The 20,370-nt window shown below is 59.3% G+C and carries 22 protein-coding genes; 6 read left to right on the top strand and 16 right to left on the bottom strand.

The features are described 5' to 3' along the window. The first annotated feature begins 107 nt into the window (after positions 1–107). From FHR87_RS06215 to dtd, 5 genes are all read left to right on the top strand, one after another. On the top strand, positions 108–2,585 hold the full coding sequence (locus FHR87_RS06215; protein ID WP_183165847.1) for a glycogen/starch/alpha-glucan phosphorylase: 2,478 nt from the start codon (positions 108–110) through the stop codon (positions 2,583–2,585). Between the two features lie 85 nt (positions 2,586–2,670). Further along, the gene (locus tag FHR87_RS06220; RefSeq protein WP_183165848.1) at positions 2,671–3,684 is read left to right on the top strand and encodes a class 1 fructose-bisphosphatase; all 1,014 of its coding nucleotides are present in this window, start codon (positions 2,671–2,673) and stop codon (positions 3,682–3,684) included. Between the two features lie 3 nt (positions 3,685–3,687). Then, positions 3,688–4,290, top strand: a complete 603-nt coding sequence (locus tag FHR87_RS06225) for a DUF924 family protein (protein WP_183165849.1) — start codon at positions 3,688–3,690, stop codon at positions 4,288–4,290. 263 nt (positions 4,291–4,553) lie between these two features. Then, entirely contained in the window at positions 4,554–5,525 is a 972-nt protein-coding gene (gene pip, locus FHR87_RS06230; RefSeq protein WP_183165850.1) for a prolyl aminopeptidase, read from the top strand. Further along, on the top strand, positions 5,525–5,962 hold the full coding sequence (gene dtd / locus FHR87_RS06235) for a D-aminoacyl-tRNA deacylase (RefSeq protein WP_183165851.1): 438 nt from the start codon (positions 5,525–5,527) through the stop codon (positions 5,960–5,962). Before pip ends, dtd begins: the two co-directional genes overlap by 1 nt. Positions 5,963–5,964: 2 nt before the next feature. Here dtd and FHR87_RS06240 read toward each other — a convergent pair whose 3' ends face one another. The 10 genes from FHR87_RS06240 to ubiE all read right to left on the bottom strand — a co-directional run bounded on the left by FHR87_RS06240 (position 5,965) and on the right by ubiE (position 12,407). Further along, a complete protein-coding gene (locus tag FHR87_RS06240; RefSeq protein WP_183165852.1) occupies positions 5,965–6,381 on the bottom strand; it encodes a UPF0158 family protein in 417 nt (138 codons plus the stop codon). 54 nt (positions 6,382–6,435) lie between these two features. After that, on the bottom strand, positions 6,436–7,143 hold the full coding sequence (locus FHR87_RS06245) for a 16S rRNA (uracil(1498)-N(3))-methyltransferase (protein WP_183165853.1): 708 nt from the start codon (positions 7,141–7,143) through the stop codon (positions 6,436–6,438). Then, positions 7,140–7,931 (bottom strand): twin-arginine translocase subunit TatC, encoded by a 792-nt coding sequence (tatC, locus tag FHR87_RS06250; protein WP_183165854.1) that lies wholly within the window; start codon positions 7,929–7,931, stop codon positions 7,140–7,142. Before tatC ends, FHR87_RS06245 begins: the two co-directional genes overlap by 4 nt. Beyond that, positions 7,928–8,317: a Sec-independent protein translocase protein TatB gene (gene tatB, locus FHR87_RS06255; protein ID WP_183165855.1), complete on the bottom strand. Its 390-nt coding sequence runs from the start codon at positions 8,315–8,317 to the stop codon at positions 7,928–7,930. The genes tatC and tatB overlap by 4 nt, the downstream gene beginning before the upstream one ends. Before the next feature lie 8 nt (positions 8,318–8,325). After that, a complete protein-coding gene (locus tag FHR87_RS06260) occupies positions 8,326–8,571 on the bottom strand; it encodes a twin-arginine translocase TatA/TatE family subunit (protein WP_183165856.1) in 246 nt (81 codons plus the stop codon). A 21-nt stretch (positions 8,572–8,592) separates the two neighbouring features. Continuing rightward, complete coding sequence (locus tag FHR87_RS06265) at positions 8,593–8,928, bottom strand: phosphoribosyl-ATP diphosphatase (protein ID WP_183165857.1); 336 nt, start codon at positions 8,926–8,928, stop codon at positions 8,593–8,595. Next, positions 8,921–9,319, bottom strand: coding sequence for a phosphoribosyl-AMP cyclohydrolase (hisI, locus tag FHR87_RS06270; protein WP_183165858.1), 399 nt, complete (start codon positions 9,317–9,319; stop codon positions 8,921–8,923). The genes FHR87_RS06265 and hisI overlap by 8 nt, the downstream gene beginning before the upstream one ends. A 93-nt stretch (positions 9,320–9,412) precedes the next feature. Further along, positions 9,413–11,017 (bottom strand): ubiquinone biosynthesis regulatory protein kinase UbiB, encoded by a 1,605-nt coding sequence (gene ubiB, locus FHR87_RS06275; RefSeq protein ID WP_183165859.1) that lies wholly within the window; start codon positions 11,015–11,017, stop codon positions 9,413–9,415. After that, on the bottom strand, positions 11,014–11,637 hold the full coding sequence (locus tag FHR87_RS06280; RefSeq protein WP_183165860.1) for a ubiquinone biosynthesis accessory factor UbiJ: 624 nt from the start codon (positions 11,635–11,637) through the stop codon (positions 11,014–11,016). Before FHR87_RS06280 ends, ubiB begins: the two co-directional genes overlap by 4 nt. Next, the gene (ubiE, locus tag FHR87_RS06285) at positions 11,637–12,407 is read right to left on the bottom strand and encodes a bifunctional demethylmenaquinone methyltransferase/2-methoxy-6-polyprenyl-1,4-benzoquinol methylase UbiE (protein WP_183165861.1); all 771 of its coding nucleotides are present in this window, start codon (positions 12,405–12,407) and stop codon (positions 11,637–11,639) included. Before ubiE ends, FHR87_RS06280 begins: the two co-directional genes overlap by 1 nt. A gap of 140 nt (positions 12,408–12,547) precedes the next feature. On the opposite strand from ubiE, the gene FHR87_RS06290 reads away from it, so the two are divergent. Continuing rightward, positions 12,548–12,826, top strand: a complete 279-nt coding sequence (locus FHR87_RS06290) for a polyhydroxyalkanoic acid system family protein (protein ID WP_183165862.1) — start codon at positions 12,548–12,550, stop codon at positions 12,824–12,826. A 12-nt stretch (positions 12,827–12,838) separates the two neighbouring features. On the opposite strand, the gene FHR87_RS06295 is transcribed toward FHR87_RS06290, so the two are convergent. From FHR87_RS06295 to FHR87_RS06320, 6 genes are all read right to left on the bottom strand, one after another. After that, positions 12,839–13,213 (bottom strand): gamma-butyrobetaine hydroxylase family protein, encoded by a 375-nt coding sequence (locus tag FHR87_RS06295; protein ID WP_183165863.1) that lies wholly within the window; start codon positions 13,211–13,213, stop codon positions 12,839–12,841. A gap of 67 nt (positions 13,214–13,280) precedes the next feature. Then, positions 13,281–14,627 carry an ATP-dependent protease ATPase subunit HslU gene (gene hslU, locus FHR87_RS06300; RefSeq protein ID WP_183165864.1) on the bottom strand — a complete coding sequence of 449 codons (1,347 nt, stop codon included), beginning with the start codon at positions 14,625–14,627 and terminating at the stop codon, positions 13,281–13,283. A 25-nt stretch (positions 14,628–14,652) separates the two neighbouring features. Beyond that, complete coding sequence (hslV, locus tag FHR87_RS06305) at positions 14,653–15,186, bottom strand: ATP-dependent protease subunit HslV (protein WP_183165865.1); 534 nt, start codon at positions 15,184–15,186, stop codon at positions 14,653–14,655. Positions 15,187–15,426: 240 nt separating this feature from the next. Beyond that, positions 15,427–16,185 (bottom strand): SPOR domain-containing protein, encoded by a 759-nt coding sequence (locus FHR87_RS06310; RefSeq protein ID WP_183165866.1) that lies wholly within the window; start codon positions 16,183–16,185, stop codon positions 15,427–15,429. Positions 16,186–16,195: 10 nt separating this feature from the next. Then, the gene (gene argS / locus FHR87_RS06315) at positions 16,196–17,935 is read right to left on the bottom strand and encodes an arginine--tRNA ligase (RefSeq protein ID WP_183165867.1); all 1,740 of its coding nucleotides are present in this window, start codon (positions 17,933–17,935) and stop codon (positions 16,196–16,198) included. Positions 17,936–18,070: 135 nt separating this feature from the next. Beyond that, positions 18,071–20,293, bottom strand: coding sequence for a primosomal protein N' (locus FHR87_RS06320; protein ID WP_183165922.1), 2,223 nt, complete (start codon positions 20,291–20,293; stop codon positions 18,071–18,073). Positions 20,294–20,370: the final 77 nt, after the last annotated feature.

Raw genomic sequence — 20,370 nt, forward strand, 5'->3', positions numbered from 1 at the left:
CGCTCCGCTGTCCAAAGGCAAGACATCACATTGCTCGCTGTGCCTGCTAGTCTTGCAGGGAAAGTGCACTTTCCCGCATGCCCTATCATCGTTACCGAGGTTCACTTATGTCTTTGGAGCCTACCGCTGTCGATGCTGCAGAAGTTGCTGCCTTTCGCGACGCCGTTCTTTCGAAGCTGGCCTATGCTATCGGCAAGGATCCCGAGCACGCATTCGATCATGACTGGTTCGAGGCCATTGCCCTGGCCACGCGTGATCGGATGATCGACCGCTGGATGGCGCATACCGAAAAGTCATACCGTGAAAAGCGGAAAAGGGTCTATTACCTTTCCCTGGAATTCCTCATCGGTCGGCTACTGATTGATAGCATGAGCAATCTTGGCATCCTGGAGATTGCCCGCCAGGCGCTTGCTGACCTGGATGTTGATCTCGAGCGGATCCGCCGCCTGGAGCCCGATGCCGCGCTTGGCAATGGCGGGTTGGGCCGGTTGGCTGCCTGCTTCATGGAGAGTATGGCTTCTCTGGGAGTCGTGGCCCATGGTTACGGTATTCGTTATGAACACGGCCTGTTTCGCCAGGTAATTCTCGATGGCTGGCAACACGAGCAGACCGAGAATTGGCTGGACTTCGGCAACCCCTGGGAATTCGAGCGGCCCGAGGTCAGCTATCTGATCGGCTTCGGTGGTAGCGTGGTGGCCAGAGCCGGTGAAACCGGCGAGACCAAGCACTTCTGGCATTGGGCCGAGGGTGTGCGTTCCATCGCCTACGACATCCCGATTGTCGGCTGGCGCGGTTCCAGCGTAAATACGCTGCGTCTGTGGCGTGCCCGCGCCGAAAGCGATTTTCATCTGGAGCGCTTCAATGCGGGCGATCACATTGGCGCAGTGGCCGACGAAGCGCGTGCGGAAAGCATCTCCCGGGTACTGTATCCGGCTGACAGTACCGAAGCGGGTCAGGAACTGCGGCTGCGCCAGGAGTACTTTTTCGTCGCGGCATCGCTGCAGGATCTGATCCGGCGCCATCTCACCCAACATGACGACACCCTGGACAATCTGCCTGCGTATGCCGCCATCCAGCTCAACGACACCCACCCGGCAATCGCTGTGGCCGAACTGATGCGCCTGTTGGTGGACATCCACGGCATGCCGTGGGAGCGTGCCTGGGAGCGCACGGTGGGCACGCTGTCCTACACCAATCACACCCTGTTGCCCGAGGCCCTGGAAACCTGGCCAGTTGGTCTGATGGAGCGGCTTCTGCCCCGGCACATGCAGATCATCTATCTGATCAATGCCTATCATCTCGATTCCCTGCGGGCCCGGGATATTCACGATGCCGAGCTGCTGCGTGCCGCCTCGCTGATCGAAGAGGACCACGGGCGTCGAGTGCGCATGGGCAACCTGGCCTTCATCGGTTCGCACAGCATCAACGGCGTATCCGCACTGCATACCGACCTGATGCGTAAAACGGTCTTCACCTACTTGCACAGCCTGTATCCCCAACGCATCAGCAACAAGACTAATGGCATCACGTTCCGGCGCTGGCTGTATCAGTCCAATCCGGAACTCACCAGGCTACTGGTAAGCGTTCTTGGCGAAAAGCTGCTGGATTCACCGGAAACCATGCTGCGAGAACTGGAACCTTATGCCAACGACAACAGCTTTCGGCAGCGTTTCGCTGCCCAGCGCCGGCACAACAAGGATGTGCTGGCCAGGCTGGTCAAGGAGCGCCTGAACATCGATCTGGATCCCACGGCTTTGTTTGATGTGCAGATCAAGCGTATTCACGAATACAAGCGTCAGTTGCTCAATCTGCTGCATACCGTTGCGCTGTATCAGGCGATCCGGGCCGATCCGGGAGGGAATTGGGTTCCACGGGTGAAGATCTTCGGTGGCAAGGCGGCGGCCAGCTACCAGCGGGCCAAGCTGATCATCAAGCTGGCCAACGACATCGCCCGCACCATCAACGACGACCCGACCGTACGTGGCCTGCTCAAGGTGGTCTTCATCCCCAACTACAATGTCAGCCAGGCCGAGCGCATCATCCCGGCTGCCGATCTTTCCGAGCAGATTTCCACCGCCGGCCTGGAGGCGTCCGGCACCAGCAACATGAAATTCGCCCTGAACGGCGCGCTGACCATCGGCACCATGGATGGTGCCAATGTGGAAATGCACGGACTGATTGGTGGCGAACACATGTTCATCTTCGGCCTGACTGCTCAGCAGGTGGAGGCGCGTAAGCGCGCCGAAGACTACAATGCCGATGCTTCCATTGCTGCTTCTTCACGCCTCAAGGAAGTGCTTTCGGCCATTCGTAACGGCGTCTTTTCTCCTGACGATCAGGAGCGTTATACCGGGCTGGTGGATAGCCTTATCTGGCATGATACCTTCATGGTTTGCGCCGATTTCGAAGCTTACTGGCAGGCGCAGCTTGAGGTAGAGAGCCGCTGGCGCGATCAGACCAGTTGGTGGCGTTCGGCGGTGCTGAACACTGCCCGAGTCGGCTGGTTCTCCGCTGACCGCACCATTCGCGAGTACGCCAACGAAATCTGGAAGGTGGCTACACCTGGTGTAGTGATCGGGCGCTGAACTACACGCCTGTCGCTTCGGTCTGAAGGACTCATTGTACGAGCCGCGCTAAACTGCACTCATTTTCCATCGACGGAGCCTTGTCATGTCACGCATCACCTTGAGCCGGTATCTCATTGAGAAGACCCGCAGTCACAACACGCCGGCCGATCTACGCTTTCTCATAGAGGTCGTCGCCCGAGCGTGTAAGGGAATCAGCCATGCCGTATCGAAAGGCGCCCTGGGTGGCGTGCTTGGCAGCATGGATACGGAAAACATCCAGGGCGAAGTGCAGAAGAAGCTGGACGTGCTGTCCAACGAAATTCTTCTGGAAGCCAACGAATGGGGCGGACACCTGGCTGGCATGGCATCCGAGGAGATGGACAAGGCTTACCAGATTCCTGGTAAGTATCCAAAAGGTGCCTACCTGCTGGTATTCGACCCGCTGGATGGGTCTTCGAATATTGATGTCAACGTTTCTGTCGGTACCATTTTTTCCGTGCTGCGCTGTCCGGCAGACAGTTTCTCGCAGAACGATTCGCTTGGCGAAGAAGCCTTCCTCCAGCCGGGAACCAAACAAGTGGCTGCCGGCTATGCCATTTATGGTCCACAGACCATGCTGGTGCTGACCTTGGGCGATGGCGTCAAGGGGTTTACCCTGGACCGTGAACTAGGCAGCTTCGTGCTGACCCACGACAACATCCACGTCCCGCAAAGCACTGCCGAATTCGCCGTCAATATGTCCAACCAGCGCCACTGGGAAGCACCAATGCAGCGCTATGTTGAAGAGCTGCTGGCCGGCAAGGATGGTCCGTTGGGCAAGGACTACAACATGCGCTGGATTGCCTCGATGGTGGCCGATGTGCATCGTATCCTCACCCGTGGCGGCATCTTCATGTATCCGCGCGATGCCCGCGAGCCGGGCAAACCGGGAAAACTGCGCTTGATGTACGAAGCGAACCCCATGTCTTTGATTATCGAGCAGGCTGGCGGTGCCGCCACCAATGGTTCTGAGCGCATTCTCGATATCCAGCCCGAATCCCTGCATCAGCGGGTTGCCGTCTTCCTCGGTTCGCGTGAAGAAGTCGAGCGCGTTACCGGATATCACCACCAGGGTTGACTCATGCTCGAGCCCTGGCAGCCTTTGTTCGATTGGTGGTTCGGGCGGGGTACGAGTGCGGGCTCGATCTTCGCTGAGAAGAAACTGCTCTGGTTCGGTCAGCGAGCCGAGCAGGATGCTGAAACCCACAGACTCTTCTCTAACTGGGTAGACGACGCGCTGCATGGAGAGCTCGACGATTGGGCTGACGTGCCGCAAGGCTGGCTGGCCTTGATCATCCTGCTCGATCAATTGCCGCGGATGATCCATCGTGATACGCCGCAGGCTTTCGCCGGCGACGAACGCGCCCTGCAGTTGGTGCGCGACGGGCTTTCTCATGGGGTCGACATGCTGTTGTCGCCGATCCAGCGAGTCTTCGCCTATCTTGTGCTGGAGCATGCCGAGAACCTGGCGATGCAGGAGCAGTCGGTCGGCTACTTCGGGGTTTTGCGCGATATCGCCAAATCCGAAGAGCGTGAGCTATTCGATGGGTTTCTGGCTGTTGCCCTGCGTCATCGCGACGTCATTGCCCATTTCGGCCGTTTTCCCTACCGCAACGCCGCTCTCGGGCGAGCGTCGAGCGAAGCGGAAGTAAAATTTCTCAGCCAGCCGGGAACGCGCTTTTGAGCGCACAGCTTATCGTTCGTCGGTCTGCAACGAAAATCGCCACGCTCGGTCGATTTCGCGATAAGCCCGAGCGCTGGAAGCAATGCTGGCGATTTTCGAAAGGGAAAAACCTCTTCGTTTGGAAATTTTCCAGGCGGGTGCCCACCGAACTGGTCAGTCGAGGTAGCGTATCGGTTAACCTATCACCTGCGGTACGCCCGCAGCCGATCACACCCGTTATGATGAAGAAACGGAATTTCATCGTTTCCAGCCCGGAGCCGCGCATGCAGACCCTGTATCCAGAAATCAAACCCTATGCTCGCCACGAATTGCCGGTAGGGGACGGACACGTTCTTTATGTCGATGAAAGCGGTTCGCGGGACGGTTTGCCGGTGGTCTTTATCCATGGTGGCCCCGGTGCTGGATGCGATGCGTCCAGCCGGCGCTTCTTCGATCCGGCGCTGTATCGCATCGTCACCTTCGACCAGCGCGGCTGCGGTCGCTCGACGCCTCATGCCAGCCTGGAGAACAACACCACCCGGCACCTGATCGAGGATATGCAATGTATCCGTGAGCATCTTGGCATCGACAAATGGGTACTGTTCGGCGGCTCCTGGGGGTCAACCCTGGCGCTGGCCTACGCTCAGGCTCATCCCGAGCGGGTCCAGGCACTGATTCTGCGTGGTATCTTCCTATGTCGACCGGAGGAGTTTCACTGGTTCTACCAAGAAGGTGCCAGCCGCCTGTTCCCGGATTATTGGCATGATTATTTGGCACCGATCCCGCAGGAAGAGCGCAGCAACCTGATGCGGGCCTATTACTCCCGGTTGACCGGTAGCGACCAGATCGCTCAGATGCATGCGGCCAAAGCCTGGTCCTGCTGGGAGGGACGTACCGCCACCCTGCGGCCCAATTCGCAGGTGGTCGAACGACTGAGCGAACCCATGCGTGCGTTGTCCATCGCCCGTATCGAATGTCACTATTTTGTCAATAGTGCCTTCCTTGAACCCAACCAGCTGTTGCGTGACATGGCGAAAATCGCCCATCTGCCAGGAATCATCGTGCATGGTCGCTACGATGTGATCTGCCCGCTGGAAAATGCCTGGGCTCTACACCAGGCTTGGCCCAACAGCGAGCTACAGATCATTCGTGACGCCGGCCATTCCGTTGCCGAGCCGGGTATTACCGACGCTCTGGTGCGCGCGACTGGCGAAATCGCCAGCCGTCTGTTCGGCCTGTCACCGGCCGATGCCTAATGAAGGCTCTGATCCAGCGTGTTCGCCATGCCCGCATTGAGGTGGCAGGTGAAACGCTGGGAGCCATCGAACAAGGCTTACTGGTACTGATTGGTGTCGAACGCGAAGATAGTCATACCCGTGCCGACCGGCTCTTGCACAGACTGCTGCGTTATCGTGTATTCGCCGACGAGCAGGGGCGCATGAATCGCTCGCTGCGAGATATCGGTGGTGGTCTGCTGCTGGTTTCACAGTTCACCCTGGCTGCCGATACTCGTAGCGGCTTGCGGCCCAGTTTTTCCAGTGCTGCGCCTCCAGTCGAGGGCGAAGCGCTCTACGATTACCTCGTTGCCCAGGCGCGTCGACAGCATCCGGTCGTGGCTTGTGGCCGCTTTGGCGCCGATATGCAGGTGCATCTGTTAAACGACGGGCCGGTGACTTTTCTGCTCGAAAGTTGATGTCAGTGACCGAGCGATTCCAGATCGTTTTCCTCCAGCCAGGCGAGGGCATACTCCCGTAACCGGGCGAGCCGATAGGCGTGCCATGCGTTGCGTACCTCCGGGAAATCCTCCAGCTTGTAGTCGAAGGTGCGCAAGGGCCGGCGACCTTCGAGAGCCGCGATGAGTATCGGATGGGCATGGGGGTGCGGCTGGGCAAAGAGAAATTCCGCGCGCATTGCCAGGGCTTGGGCCTGGCCGAGCGGTTCGATATGCAGATAACGGTCTGGTTGGACCGCGTATTTCTCGTCGCTGCCCGGTAATGGTTCGCCTGGGGTGATGGCGCGGATTTCGCCGCTTTCCAGGTCCAGATAGTGGTCGCTGGCGTAACTGTCGAGTGCTTGTTGCAGATGATCGAGGTCGATAGTCAAGGCTTGCATGGTCGATTCGTATCTGTCATTTCACTACATCCGACCATCGTTATAGGGCTCGATTCAAAATAGCCGGGCCAGTAATGCGGCCACAGCCGTTTCCACACGCAGTATCCGCTCGCCCAGTTGTACCGGCTCGAGGCCCGCAGCGCAGAGCTTTTCCACTTCGTAAGGAATCCAGCCGCCTTCCGGGCCGATGGCCAGGGTCACCGCTTCGGTCACTGCTCGAGGACAAGGTGGGTAGCTGCCAGGATGGCCAATCAGACCGAGGCTGCCGGTTGCAAGCTGCGGCAAACGATCCTCGACAAAGGGTTTGAAGCGCTTCTCCAGCAAGACCTCCGGCAGTATGGTGTCGCGGGCCTGCTCCAGCCCAAGGATCAATTGCTCGTGAATGGCTGGCGGTTCGAGAAAGGGTGTCTGCCAGAAGCTCTTTTCCACCCGGTAGCTGTTGAGCAGTACCAGGCGCGGCACCCCCATGCTGGCAATGGTCTGCAGGACTCTACGCAGCATCTTGGGGCGCGGCAGCGCGAGCAGGAGAGTGATTGGCAGCTTGGCTGGTGGCGGCTGTTCGAGGCTGATGGTCAGCTCTGCCTCGCTGCCATTCAGACGCAGCAGGCAGCCCGTACCCATCGCCCCGCCTACCAGACCGACTCGCAGATTGTCGCCCGCTTCAGCCCGATGGACTTCCAGCAGGTGCTTCAGGCGACGGCCATGCAGAATCGCACGATCATGCTCGACCAGGTCGGTCGGCTCCAGCAACAGCAGGTTCATGGCTGGTGAGCAGGTGGTTTCGCCGAGTCGTTTTCTTCATCTTTCGCTTCATTCGCTTCGCTTTTATGCACCATGGCGCCGAACAGAATGCCCACTTCGAACAGCAGCCACATGGGGATGGCGAGCAGTGTCTGCGAAAAGATATCCGGTGGCGTGAGGATCATGCCGATAACGAAGCAACCGACGATCACGTAAGGCCGGCTTTTCTTCAGGGTCGCGATATCGACGATACCGACCCAGATGATGAGAAATGTCGCGACCGGAATCTCGAAGGTCACGCCGAAAGCGAAGAATAACGTAAGGATGAAGTCCAGATATTCGTTGACATCCGTCATCATCGCCACGCCTTCCGGCGTATAGCTGGCAAAGAAGCCGAAGATCAGCGGAAATACCAGAAAATAGGCGAAGGCCATACCGGCATAGAACAGCAGGATGCTGGACAGCAGCAGAGGAACGGCGATGCGTTTTTCGTGCTTGTACAGCCCCGGTGCGACGAAGCTCCAGACTTGGTGCAGTATCACCGGAATACTCAAGAACAGGGATATCCAGATCGTCAGCTTGAGTGGTGCGGTGAACGGCGAGGCGACTCCGGTTGCGATCATGGTGGCTCCCGCTGGCAGGTAAGCACGCAGCGGAGCAGAAACCAGGGTGTAGATGTCCTGGGCGAAATAGAACAGACAGGCGAATACCAGAAATACGGCGATCAGGCTGCGCATCAGGCGCGAACGCAGTTCGGCCAGGTGAGCCACTAGTGGCATTTCCTGATCGTCGGTGGCGTGGTTGCTCATGGTTCGGGTGTCTTGTCCGTTCTGGAGGTTGCAATGGCGTCGGACTGGGCAGACGTTGGCTGCGGCTCGGACGACGCGCCTTGCTCATGTGCTGGCTCGGCGGTATTGCTGGGCGATGCTGGTGGGGAAGCTGAAAGGTTGATGCTTTCTCGCATCTCCTTCATCTCCCGCTCAAGCTCGAGGATCCGTTCGTTGTGCAACTGGCGGCGGATTTCCTCGGCACCTATTTCGCGTTCCACTTCGCTTTTCAGCGACTGGAAGCTGCGCTTCAGGCGACCGATCCACAGACCAGCTGTACGCGCAGCCCCCGGCAGGCGTTCGGGACCCAGCACGATCAGTGCTACAACGCCAACCAACAGTAATTCGGAAAAGCCGATATCGAACATGCGCAGGCTCAGTTCTTGTGCAGCGGATCGTCGACTTTCTGCGAATGCCCATCAATAGTTTGGGGCTTTTGCAGGGGTTCGTTGGATGGGTTACCTGCTTTAGGTGTTTCTTCGTCTTCAGTGTGCATGGCTTTGCGAAAGCCCTTGATGGTTTCACCCAGGTCCGAACCGAGCGTTTTCAGGCGTTTGGTGCCGAAGATCAGAACGACCACGATCAGAATGACGAGCCAGTGTTTCCAGTCGAAAATACCCATGGATAACGTTCCTCGAATGAATTAGTTGGAAGCGCTGCGCGCTGCTTTTTCCACATGCCCGGAAAGGCCGAAGCGGCGCTCGAGTTCGTCGAGTACGGCTTGCGGGTGCTGGCCGAGGGCTGCCAGCATCACCATGCTGTGAAACCACAGGTCGGCGGTTTCGTGGATCAGATCGCTGCAGTCACCACTGGCTGCGGCATCCTTGGCGGCGATGATGGTTTCGACCGATTCTTCGCCGACCTTTTCCAGGATCTTGTTCAAGCCCTTGTGGTACAGGCTGGCTACGTACGAGCTGTCCGGCGCGGCATTCTTGCGCGCTTCGAGTACCTCGGCCAACTGGTTCAGGGTGTTACTCATGGCTGTGTCCTGCCTGGTAAATACTGTGGGGGTCCTTGAGCACCGGTTCAACGGTTTTCCAGACTCCATCGTTCAGAATCCGATAGAAGCAGCTTTCGCGCCCGGTATGGCAGGCTATCGCGCCGATCTGTTCGACCATGAGGACAACTGCGTCGGCATCGCAATCCAGACGCAGCTCATGCAGCTTCTGGACATGGCCAGACTCCTCGCCCTTGCGCCACAGCTTGCCACGCGAACGTGACCAATAGATGGCGCGATTCTCCTGGACGCTCAAGGCCAGCGACTCGCGGTTCATCCAGGCCATCATCAGGACTCGTCCCGAGCGGTGATCCTGGGCAATGGCCGGGACCAGGCCGTCGGCGTTCCAGTTGATTTCGTCCAGCCAGCTCATGGCGTGCTCCATCAGGTTACCAGTGTGCCAGTGTGGGGCGTTCCTGACGAGCCTCGCACCGGATGCCATATGTTGCAGAGTACGCGCCTTGTTCTAACGGCGCACGATGATGTAGAGCCCGGTCGTCAGCATCAGCCAGGCCGGCCAGGCAGCAAGCAGGGCATCGGCGCGAGCGCCTGCCACCAGTACCGCGCCGCCAGCGAGCAATCCCGCTCCCAGCAGTGACAACAGCCAATCGGCGCGTGGCTTGCGGGATGGTGGGGGTTGTCGCTGTGTATGGGACATGTGCTCAAGCAGGTCGCGTGCCATATTCGCCAGGTGTGGCAGTTGTTCTATCTGGGACTGGACGTTTCTGACCAGTCGCTTGGGGCTCAGGCGTTCGCGCATCCAGCGCTCCAGATGAGGTTGGCCAGTGGCCCACAGGTCCAGGTCCGGATACAACTGGCGGCCAAGCCCCTCGATATTGAGCAGGGTTTTCTGCAGCAACACCAGTTGCGGTTGCACTTCCATGTTGAAACGCCGGGCGACCTGGAACAGACGCACCAGTAGCTGACCGAAGGATATGTCCTTGAGCGGCTTCTCGAAGATTGGCTCGCAGACGGTACGGATCGCCGCTTCGAATTCGTTGACCTTGGTTTCTGCCGGCACCCAGCCAGAATCGATATGCAGTTGCGCTACCTTGCGATAGTCGCGCTTGAAGAAGGCCATCAGGTTACGTGCCAGGTAATCCTGGTCTTCGGGCGTCAGGCTGCCGACAATCCCGCAGTCGATGGCGATGTACTGCGGGCTCCAGGGCTGGTCGGTGCTGACGAAGATATTGCCCGGATGCATGTCGGCATGGAAGAAGCTGTCGCGAAAGACCTGGGTGAAGAAGATTTCCACGCCACGTTCGGCCAGCAATTTCATATCGGTCTGCTGGTTGGCCAGGGCGGCCAGATCGGTCACTGGAACGCCGTAGATGCGCTCCATCACCAGTACCTGAGCCCGGCAGTAGTCCCAGTATATCTGTGGGACATAGAGCACTTGTGAGTTTTCGAAGTTGCGCTTGAGCTGGCTGGCGTTGGCTGCTTCGCGCAGCAGGTCGAGCTCGTCGTAGATGGTCTTGGCGTAATCATCGACGATTTCGACCAGATGCAGGCGACGGGCTTCACTGAAGGTGCGCTCGGCCGTCTTGGCCAGCAGGTAGAGCCAGGCCAGGTCCTGATCGATGACGAATTTCAGGCCTGGGCGGACCACTTTCACCACGACTTCCTCACCGCTGTGCAGGCGTGCGGCATGTACCTGGGCGACTGAGGCAGAAGCCAGTGGCTTGCTCTCGAAACTGGCGAATATTTTCTCGATGCTGGCGCCGAGTTGCCGTTCGATGAGGGCTATTGCCTTGTTCGGGTCGAAAGGCGGAACCTGATCCTGAAGCAGGGTCAGCTCATCGGCGATATCCGGTGGCAGCAGGTCGCGCCGGGTGGAAAGCAGCTGGCCGAATTTGATGAAGATCGGCCCCAGCCCTTCGAGCGCCAGGCGCAGGCGCGCACCGCGGGACAGCTTGGCGCGGCGGCGTGGCAGCCAGCGCCAGGGGAGCAGATAGCTTGACGAGCGTATCCACCAGGGCAGGGATAGATCGAAAACAAGATCGTCCAGGCGGTAGCGGATCATCACCAGCAGGATACGGAATAGTCGGCGAGTGGCAGCAAGCAGCTTCATTCAGGGGCGCGCGGGGTCGGATTCTGGGCAAGGCGCTCGATGCGCGCCTCGAGTCGGCTGAGGGTGGCGTTCATGTCGTCCAGTTCGGCGAAGCGGGCCTGTGCTTCGGCCTGGCCTACCAGCGCCCGGGTTTCCTCGTTCAGGTAATCGGCCAGCATCTGGTACAGGCTGGCGATACTCTGGCCGATCCACTCGCGCTGGCCTTTAAAGGAAGAGCCCAGCAGCTGACCACCGAGTGGACCGAGCCAGCGGGATAGTTCGTATTCCCAGTCCAGTTCGAGATTCTGTAGTACGGCCGCGAGCTCAAACAGGGCCTGGCGGTTGCCTTGCAGCGTGACCTCTCGACCCTGAAGCACGGCAAGTTTGTCGCGGGTCAGCGCCAGGTGCAGCAGGGATCTGGCAGAGGTTCGCAGGTGTACGTCCGCCTCGGCTTCCCAGTGCGCGGCCAGACGCAGGCCGGTATCGCCGACCTGTACGAATAATTTCCACGGTGGTGTCGTGCATTCTATTTCGACGATCAGACCGGAGATAGTGGCCAGGTGCGGCAACGCGGCAGGGTCCATGCGCAGGGCTGCGTTGACGCCTTGTTCGGCCGTTGCCAGCAGGGCGGTATAGAGCATCAGGGCTTGATACCCCGATGCAGGGCGACGATGCCACCGGTCATGTTGTGGTAGGTCACACGCTCGAAGCCGGCTTCGCTCATCATGGCTTTGAGGGTTTCCTGGTCAGGGTGCATGCGGATCGATTCGGCGAGATAGCGATAGCTGTCGGCATCCTGGGTGATCAGCTTGCCCATGGTCGGCAGGATGTTGAACGAATAGACGTCGTAGGCCCTGGACAGCAAGGCATTGGTCGGCTTGGAAAATTCCAGCACCAATAGCCGTCCGCCCGGTTTGAGGACGCGTAGCATGGAGCGCAAGGCATCTTCCTTGTGCGTGACGTTGCGCAGGCCAAAGGCAATGGTGACCACATCGAAGTGGTTGTCTGGAAATGGCAGTTTTTCGGCATCGGCCTGGACGAAGCGGATATTGCCCGATACTCCCTTGTCCAGCAGGCGATCACGACCGACCTCGAGCATCGAGGCATTGATGTCGGCCAGCACCACTTCGCCGGTGGGGCCGACAATGCGGGAGAACTGCCGAGTCAGATCGCCGGTGCCGCCGGCGATATCCAGAATCCGGTTGCCAACCCGTGCGCCAGATAGCTCGATAGTGATGCGCTTCCATAGGCGATGGATGCCTGCGGACATCAGGTCGTTCATCAGGTCGTACTTGGCGGCCACGGAGTGGAACACTTCGGCGACCTTCTGCGCTTTCTGGCTCTCCGGTACGCTCTGATAGCCGAAGTGAGTGCTGCGTTCCGCATCGCGATCGTTGTGGAAGTCGGTCATGGTTTTGTCACTGCTGAAATGTACTAGCCATTCTAAACCCAAAAAGCCGTTTTCGGCTGTAGTTGCTGTGTGATGGCGCCATCCTGAAGCCTGGCCCTGTATAGTAAGGGCCTTTTTCCATTTTGCCGTCAGGAATTGCCATGGCTCGTATTGTCGTCGAACGCTCGCACAACCTTGGTCTTCAGGCCGCCCGCACAAAAGCGGATAAGTTGGCCGAGCGGCTGGCACAGGAGTTCGGTGTCGACTGCTGCTGGGATGGCGATGTATTGGCAGTCAGGCGCCGTGGTGCCGACGGCCGCATCGAGGTTGGCGAGGACAATGTCCGGGTTCGGCTGAACCTGGGGATATTGCTGTCGCCGATGGCCGGAGCCATTCAGGGCAAGATCGAGCAGTCGCTGGACAAAGTGTTGCAGGCCTGATTGCCGATAAATTCAGAGTATCAGCTTGACCACTGATTCATCCGGGTCGCGCGATTTTCCGGCCTGGTACAAGGCATCGAGATACTCGCTCCAGAGGCGCTCCCGGTTCAGCGCCAAGTGTTCGAGGTAATCCCAGGTATACAGCCCGCTATCGTGCCCATCGCTGAAACTCAGCTTGAGGGCGTATTGCCCAGCCGGTTCGATCTTCTCCAACCCCACCTGCTGTTTGCCATGCTGCAAGATGGGCTTGCCGTGCCCCTGGACTTCGGCGGAGGGAGAATGCACCCGCAGAAATTCGGCCGAAAGCGCGTAGCTTTCGGTCGCCGAATACTGCAGTGCCAGGGTTTTGGATGCCTTGTGCAGTTTGATAGCCGTGGGAACGCGCATGAGTATGCTCCAATTTGAAGCCTGAAGCCTGAAGCCTGAAGCCTGAAGCCTCAGGCTTCCGCTGCTTTTAAAGGATATACCGCGACAAATCCTCGTCTTGCGCCAATTCGCCCAGATGGTCGTTGACGTAGTGCGCATCGATTCTGATCGGCGTGTCGCTATGCTGCGCAGCCAGGTCGGCTGCGCTGAACGAAACTTCTTCGAGCAGACGTTCGAGCAGGGTATGCAAGCGGCGCGCGCCGATGTTTTCGGTCTTCTCGTTGACCTGCCAGGCGATTTCGGCGAGGCGCTTGATGCCGCTTTCGATGAACTCGATGGCCAGTCCTTCCGTCTTTAGCAACTCGCGATATTGCTCGGTGAGCGAGGCGTGCGGTTCGGTCAGAATGCGTTCGAAGTCCTCTGGCGAAAGTGCCTTGAGTTCGACACGAATCGGCAGGCGACCCTGCAGTTCCGGTACCAGGTCGCTGGGTTTGGACAGGTGGAAGGCACCGGAGGCGATGAACAGAATGTGATCGGTCTTGACCATGCCGAGCTTGGTATTGACCGTGCAGCCTTCGATCAGTGGCAGCAGGTCGCGCTGCACGCCTTCGCGAGAAACATCGGCACCACCGACATTGCCACGCTTGGCAACCTTGTCGATCTCATCGATGAAGACAATACCGTGCTGCTCCACCGCTTCCAGCGCCCGGGCCTTCAGTTCTTCCTCGTTGACCAGGCGCGCAGCTTCTTCTTCGCGTACCAGTTTCAGCGCATCCTTGACCTTCAGCTTGCGGCTTTTACGGCGGCCCTTGGACATGCCGGAGAACAGGTTCTGTAACTGGCTGGTCATTTCCTCCATGCCCGGCGGAGCCATGATTTCGACACCGGTCGGGCTTTCCGCGACTTCGATATCGATTTCCTTGTCGTCCAACTGGCCTTCGCGTAGACGCTTGCGAAACAGCTGGCGGGTATTGCTGTCTTCGTGACGGACCGTAGCTTCCTCGTCGAAGCCGGTTGGGCGTGCAGTTGGCAGCAGGGCATCGAGGATGCGCTCCTCGGCGGCATCCTCGGCACGGTCCTGCAACTTGTGCATTTCCTGCTCGCGCAGCATCTTCAGTGCGGCATCCGCCAGATCGCGGATGATGGACTCCACATCCCGGCCCACATAGCCGACCTCGGTGAACTTGGTGGCTTCCACTTTAAGGAAAGGGGCATTGGCCAGTTTGGCCAGGCGCCGGGCGATTTCGGTCTTGCCGACACCGGTTGGGCCGATCATCAGGATGTTTTTCGGGGTGACTTCCTGGCGCAGCTCCAGTGGCAGCTGCATGCGCCGCCAACGGTTACGCAGAGCAATGGCGACAGCGCGCTTGGCATCGTCCTGGCCGATGATGTGGCGGTTGAGTTCGTGGACGATCTCGCGGGGCGTCATGGACATGTGATTACTCCAGAGTCGACTCCGGTCAGTTGACCGAATCCAGCTCTTCCAATGTCAGGTTCTGGTTAGTGAAGACACAGATGCTGCCGGCAATGTTCAAGGCAGTTTCTGCAATCTCGCGGGCGGACATTTTTTCGTTGTGGCGCAGCAGCGCCATGGCTGCGGCCTGGGCGTAGCCGCCGCCGGAGCCCATGGCGATCAGTCCATGCTCGGGCTCGACCACATCACCGTTGCCAGTAATGATCAGCGAGGCGTCCTTGTTGGCCACTGCCAGCATCGCTTCCAGGCGGCTCAGTGAGCGGTCGGTACGCCAATCCTTGGCCAGCTCGACAGCGGCCCGGACCAGATGTCCCTGGTGTTTTTCCAACTGGCCTTCGAAGCGTTCGAACAAGGTAAAGGCATCGGCGGTCGCGCCGGCGAAACCTGCCAGGACTTGGCCGTGGTACAGGTAGCGGACTTTCTTGGCATTGCCTTTCATGACGGTGTTGCCGAGAGAAACCTGGCCGTCGCCGCCCATGACGACTTTGCCGTTGCGGCGGACTGAGACGATGGTGGTCAAAGGGTGGATCTCCACGGTGACGGGGCGTGAACGCCCGATTTCGTGGATATGGGGAGAGGCCAGAGGGTTTTCAACTATTGATAGCCCCGGTGGGCTGGATAATACGCAATTAATTGTCCATAAGGACAAGAAATTGCCTGGGTGGGCTGGTCTGCCTGGGGACGGTGTGGCTAGAAGCGACAGCGGGCCGGATGAGCGACTGTCCGGCCCGTGCTTTTAAGGCGGTCTATTCCGACCGTTTCAGGGTCTCTGCCTTTTTTGCGGCAGCAGATTGTTGTAACCGCCGGCAGCGAGCTGTTTCTGGGCTTGGGAAAGTTTCTGCTGGTCCGGATAGGGGCCGACGAGTACCCGATACCAAGTTTCGCCGCGCACGTTGCCGGACTCCACTCGAACGTTCTGGCCGAGCAGAATGATCTGTGCCCGAACCTTGTCCGCATCGTCAGGCTTGCGGAAGGAGCCGGCCTGCAGGAAAAACTGGGTAGAGGATGCCTTGGCCACGCTTGGCGGCGGTGGTGGTATTTCACCCTTGAGGGCTGCCTGAGCCCGGGCGGTGTCGATCCGTGCAGCTTCGGCAGGTGTTACTACCGGTTTGCTGGGCGTTTCGAGCTTGGCAGCCTGTTCCGGTTTGGCCGGTTGCTCGGGTTTGGCTGGTGGCTGCGGCTTGGGCGCTGGCTGGACGGTGGGTGTTGCACTTTCCGAGGGCACGATGACTTCGGATTCCGGCAGCAGGGTGTAGAAGTCGTAGGTGGGTTTGGGGGCTTCCTTGCCGTCGACGGTCGTGGAGCGGGTCGGCGGTTGTGGTCGGCTTGTCGTTCGCTCGGGCTCTTCGGCGCGCTTGATTGCCTTGTCGCCCGGGTTGAGATTGAGCAGCAGCGTCGCGAAGGCGCCGACGACCAGGCCGCAGGCCAGCCAGAGCCAGCCTGGCAGCGGTTTTTTCGCCGGAGCCGAGGGTTGGTAGCGACTGGCGCCGTGTTTTGGAGTTGTCTTGTTTCTGGCCATCTGTCGTCTGTTACATCCGTTCCAAAGGTTCCAGGCCCAGCAGTTCGAGGCCTTGCTTGAGTGTCTGTCCGGTCAAGGCGGCCAGCTTGAGGCGGCTTTGCTGCCTGGTCGGTTCCGTAGCAGCGAGAATCGGGCAGTGTTCGTAGAAACTGGAAAACAGGCCAGCCAGATCGTAGAGATAGGTGCACAGCAAATGTGGCAACCCTTTGTCGGCCACGCTGCCCAGCACTTCACCGAACTGGGCCAGTCTGGCAGCCAGGGCCTGCTCCTGCTCGGCTTCCAGCAACATACTGCCTTCGGTATCGCCGATTTCCCTGCCCAGTTTGCGGAAGATACTGGCTACCCGGGTGTAGGCGTAGAGTAGGTAAGGAGCGGTGTTGCCTTCGAAGCTCAGCATCTGTTCGAAGTTGAAGCTGTAGTCGCTGGTGCGATGCTTGGAGAGGTCGGCGTACTTCACGGCACCGATGCCGACAGCATGGGCGATCTGGCGCAGCTCGGTCTCGTCCAGCTCGGGATTCTTGTCCTTGACCAGGGCATAGGCTCGTTGTTCGGCTTCATCCAGTAGGTCGATCAATTTGACCGTACCGCCGTCGCGGGTCTTGAACGGGCGGCCATCTGCACCGTTCATGGTGCCGAAGCCCATATGTTCGAGCTGCACGTTCTGACCGACGAAGCCGGCACGGCGTGCAAGCGCGAATACCATCTGGAAGTGCAGGGCCTGGCGCTGGTCGACGAAATACAGGACGCGATCGGCAGCGAGCGTCTGACTGCGGTAGCGCATGGCAGCCAAATCAGTGGTGGCGTAGAGATAACCACCACCGGCTTTCTGCACGATCACCGGCAACGGATTACCTTCGGCGTTCTTGAATTCGTCCATGAACACACAGCGGGCGCCATCGCTTTCGACCAGCAGCCCCTGTTCGTGCAAGTCTTGCACAATGCTCGGCAAGTCATCGTTGTAGGCACTTTCACCGCGCACATCGGCCTGGGTCAGCTTGACGCCCAGGCGGTCGTAGACTTCCTGGCAGTGCGACAGGGAGATTTCGTTGAAGCGGCGCCACAGATGCAGGCATTGCGCATCGCCGCTCTGCAACCTGACCACCAGTTCGCGGGCGCGTACGGCGAAATCGGCGGAGTCATCGAAGCGTTTCTTGGCAGCGCGGTAGAATTGTTCGAGATCGGTCAGCTCGCTTTCAGCGCAGGCCGGATTCTCTTCCAGATAAGCCAGCAGCATGCCGAACTGGGTACCCCAGTCACCCACATGGTTCTGACGGATGACTTCATCTCCGATAAACTCCAGTACCCGTGCAACGGCATCGCCGATGATGGTCGAGCGCAGATGGCCGACGTGCATTTCCTTGGCCAGGTTGGGCGAGGAAAGGTCAACTACGGTTTTCTGTCTGGATCCATTTTTATGTACGCCAAGGTGCGGATCGGCCAGTGCTGCTTCCAGTCGCCCGGCCAATGCCGTGCTGTTCTGAAAAAAGTTGAGAAAGCCCGGGCCGGCGATTTCCGCTTTGCTTATCTGGGCATCGACCGGCAAGGCGGCGATCAGCTTTTCGGCCAAATCGCGTGGTTTCATGCCTGCCGGTTTCGCCAGCATCATGGCGATATTGCTGGCGAAATCGCCGTGGGCCTTGTCCTTGGTGTTTTCCACCTGGATCGTCGGGGACAGGCCCTCGGGCAGTACACCCTGCTCGGTCAAGCGGGTCAGGGCTTGCTGGATCAACTGGCGGATGGTGTCTTTCATGGTCTGCTCTTGGACGGAGACGGCAGCGCCGTAGAGGGATGCCGAAAATCGCACATTATCGGTGCGCCGGGAAGTCGGCTTCAAGGGTTAAGCGGTTGGCTGCGAACCGCTCGTCACGTTTGTCGACTGAGCTTCTCAATAAAGATCCATCGGGTCCACGTCCAACGACCAGCGTACATTGCGCGATCCCGGCAATTGCTCCACCTGGGGCAACCAGGCGGCAAGCAAGCGGTGCAGTGGCGCCCGGGCCTGGGCCTGGAGCAACAACTGGGCACGGTAACGCCCGGCCCGGCGTTCCATGGGTGAAGGCACTGGACCGAGCAATTCGATATGTCCCCAGGATGCGTTCAGCCGACATAGCTGCTGCGCTTCCAGGCAGGCTTGTTCGAGGAAGGCTTCGGCCTGGCCAGGTTTGTGCGCTTCGGCTCTTAGCAAGGCTAGATGACTGAATGGCGGTAGGTTGGTCGCGCGGCGCTCTGCCAGTGCTTGTTCGGCGAAGGCGAAATAGCCCTGTTCGGTCAGTTGCACTAGCAAAGGGTGCTCGGCGCAGTGGGTCTGGATAATTACCTTGCCCGGTTCTTCGGCGCGTCCGGCGCGTCCGGCAACCTGTACGACGAGCTGGGCCATGCGTTCGCTGGCGCGAAAGTCTGCGGAAAACAGTCCGCTGTCGGCATCCAGAATAGTTACCAGAGTCACGCGCGGAAAGTGATGTCCTTTAGCGAGCATTTGGGTGCCGACCAGGATGCAGGGCTCGCCACGTTTGACGGTTATCAACAGGCGCTCCATGGAGCCTTTGCGCGCGGTGCTGTCGCGGTCGATACGCAGCACCGGGTATTCCGGAAACAGCCTGGCCAGGCGTGCTTCGGCGCGTTCGGTGCCAGCACCTATCGGTCGCAGGTCGACCTGATGGCACTGCGGGCAGTTGGTCGGAGGGCGTTCGACGTGACCGCAATGATGGCAGCGCAACTCGTGCAGGCGCTGGTGCAACGTCATGCGTGAGTCGCAGCGCGGGCACACCCCGATCCAGCCGCAATCGTGGCAGAGCAGGACGGGCGCAAAGCCTCGGCGATTAAGAAAGACCAGTACCTGCTGACCCGCCTGAAGTGTCTGGGCGATGGCCTGTTGCAAGGGCCTGGAAATACCTGAGTCGAGAGGGCGGCTTTTTACGTCCAGGCGCAGGAACTTTGGTGGTTGGGCATTACCCGCCCGCTGGCCGATCTTCAGCAGGGTATAACGGCCAATGTGTGCGTTGTGCAGGCTTTCCAGGGAGGGGGTTGCCGAGCCGAGCAGGACTGGCAGTTCTTCCTGGCGCGCGCGTACCACTGCCAGATCGCGCGCCTGGTAGCGTAAACCGTCCTGCTGTTTATAGGACGCATCATGCTCCTCGTCGACGATAATCAGGCCGAGGGACTTCATTGGCGTAAAAAGCGCCGAGCGGGTGCCGATAACAATATCTGCCTCGCCATCCCGTGCGGCCAGCCAGATATCCAGGCGTTCACGGTCGGTCAGATTCGAGTGAAGCAGGGCGATACGGGCGTTGAAGCGGCGCTCGAAGCGAGCCAGGGTTTGCGGGCCCAGGTTGATTTCCGGAATCAGCACTAGTGCCTGTTTGCCGGCTTCGAGCACTCGGTGGATCAACTGCAGATAGACTTCGGTCTTACCACTGCCGGTCACGCCGGCCAACAGACAGGGATGAAAGCGACCCTGGCCGGCCCGTACGGCTTCGTATGCCGCCTGCTGTTGCGGATTGAGTGGCAACTCCGCCTCTAGTAACCAACTGCCATGGTGGCGTGTCGCCGTGATCCGGCGCGTTTCTCGGCGCAGCAAGCCTTTGTCCTGTAAAGCGTCGAGGCTGCTCTTGCTTATTTGCAGTTTGCCTATTAGTTGATGGGGGAGGCCGGCTGGATGCTGAGCAATTATTTTCAATGCTTGGCGTTGACGTGGGGCGCGTTCCAGGCGCGGATCGTCCGGGTGGCCATCCTTGGTGAGCAGCCAGACATGCTGCTGGCGCGTACTGGCCGGCTCGCCTTGGCGCAGCAGGACCGGCAGTGCCCAACTCAGCGTATCGCCTTGGCTGTGCTGGTAATAATTGGCTACCCAGAGACAGAATTCGAAAAGCTTCGGCGGTATGGGTGAAGCCTCGTCGAGCAGCTCGAGTGCATCGCGCAGCTTTTCTTTCGGCACGTCGCTGTGCTCAGCCAGCGCTACCAGCACGCCGATCATCTGGCGGCGACCGAATGGCACCCGCACGCGAACGCCAGGCTGCAGGGCAGTCAGTGGCGTATTGGCCGGTGCTCGATAATCGAACAGGCGGCGCAGTGGCGAGGGCAGGGCCAGACGCAGGATAGGAACAGGCAAGCGAGCCTCCAGGCGAGAAGGCGCGATAGTAGGGCAAAAGCGCTTGCCAGCGGCAAGTTCGAGCAAAAAGCTTGACA

The organism is Azomonas macrocytogenes, assembly GCF_014191985.1.
GTDB classification, from domain to species: domain Bacteria; phylum Pseudomonadota; class Gammaproteobacteria; order Pseudomonadales; family Pseudomonadaceae; genus Azomonas; species Azomonas macrocytogenes.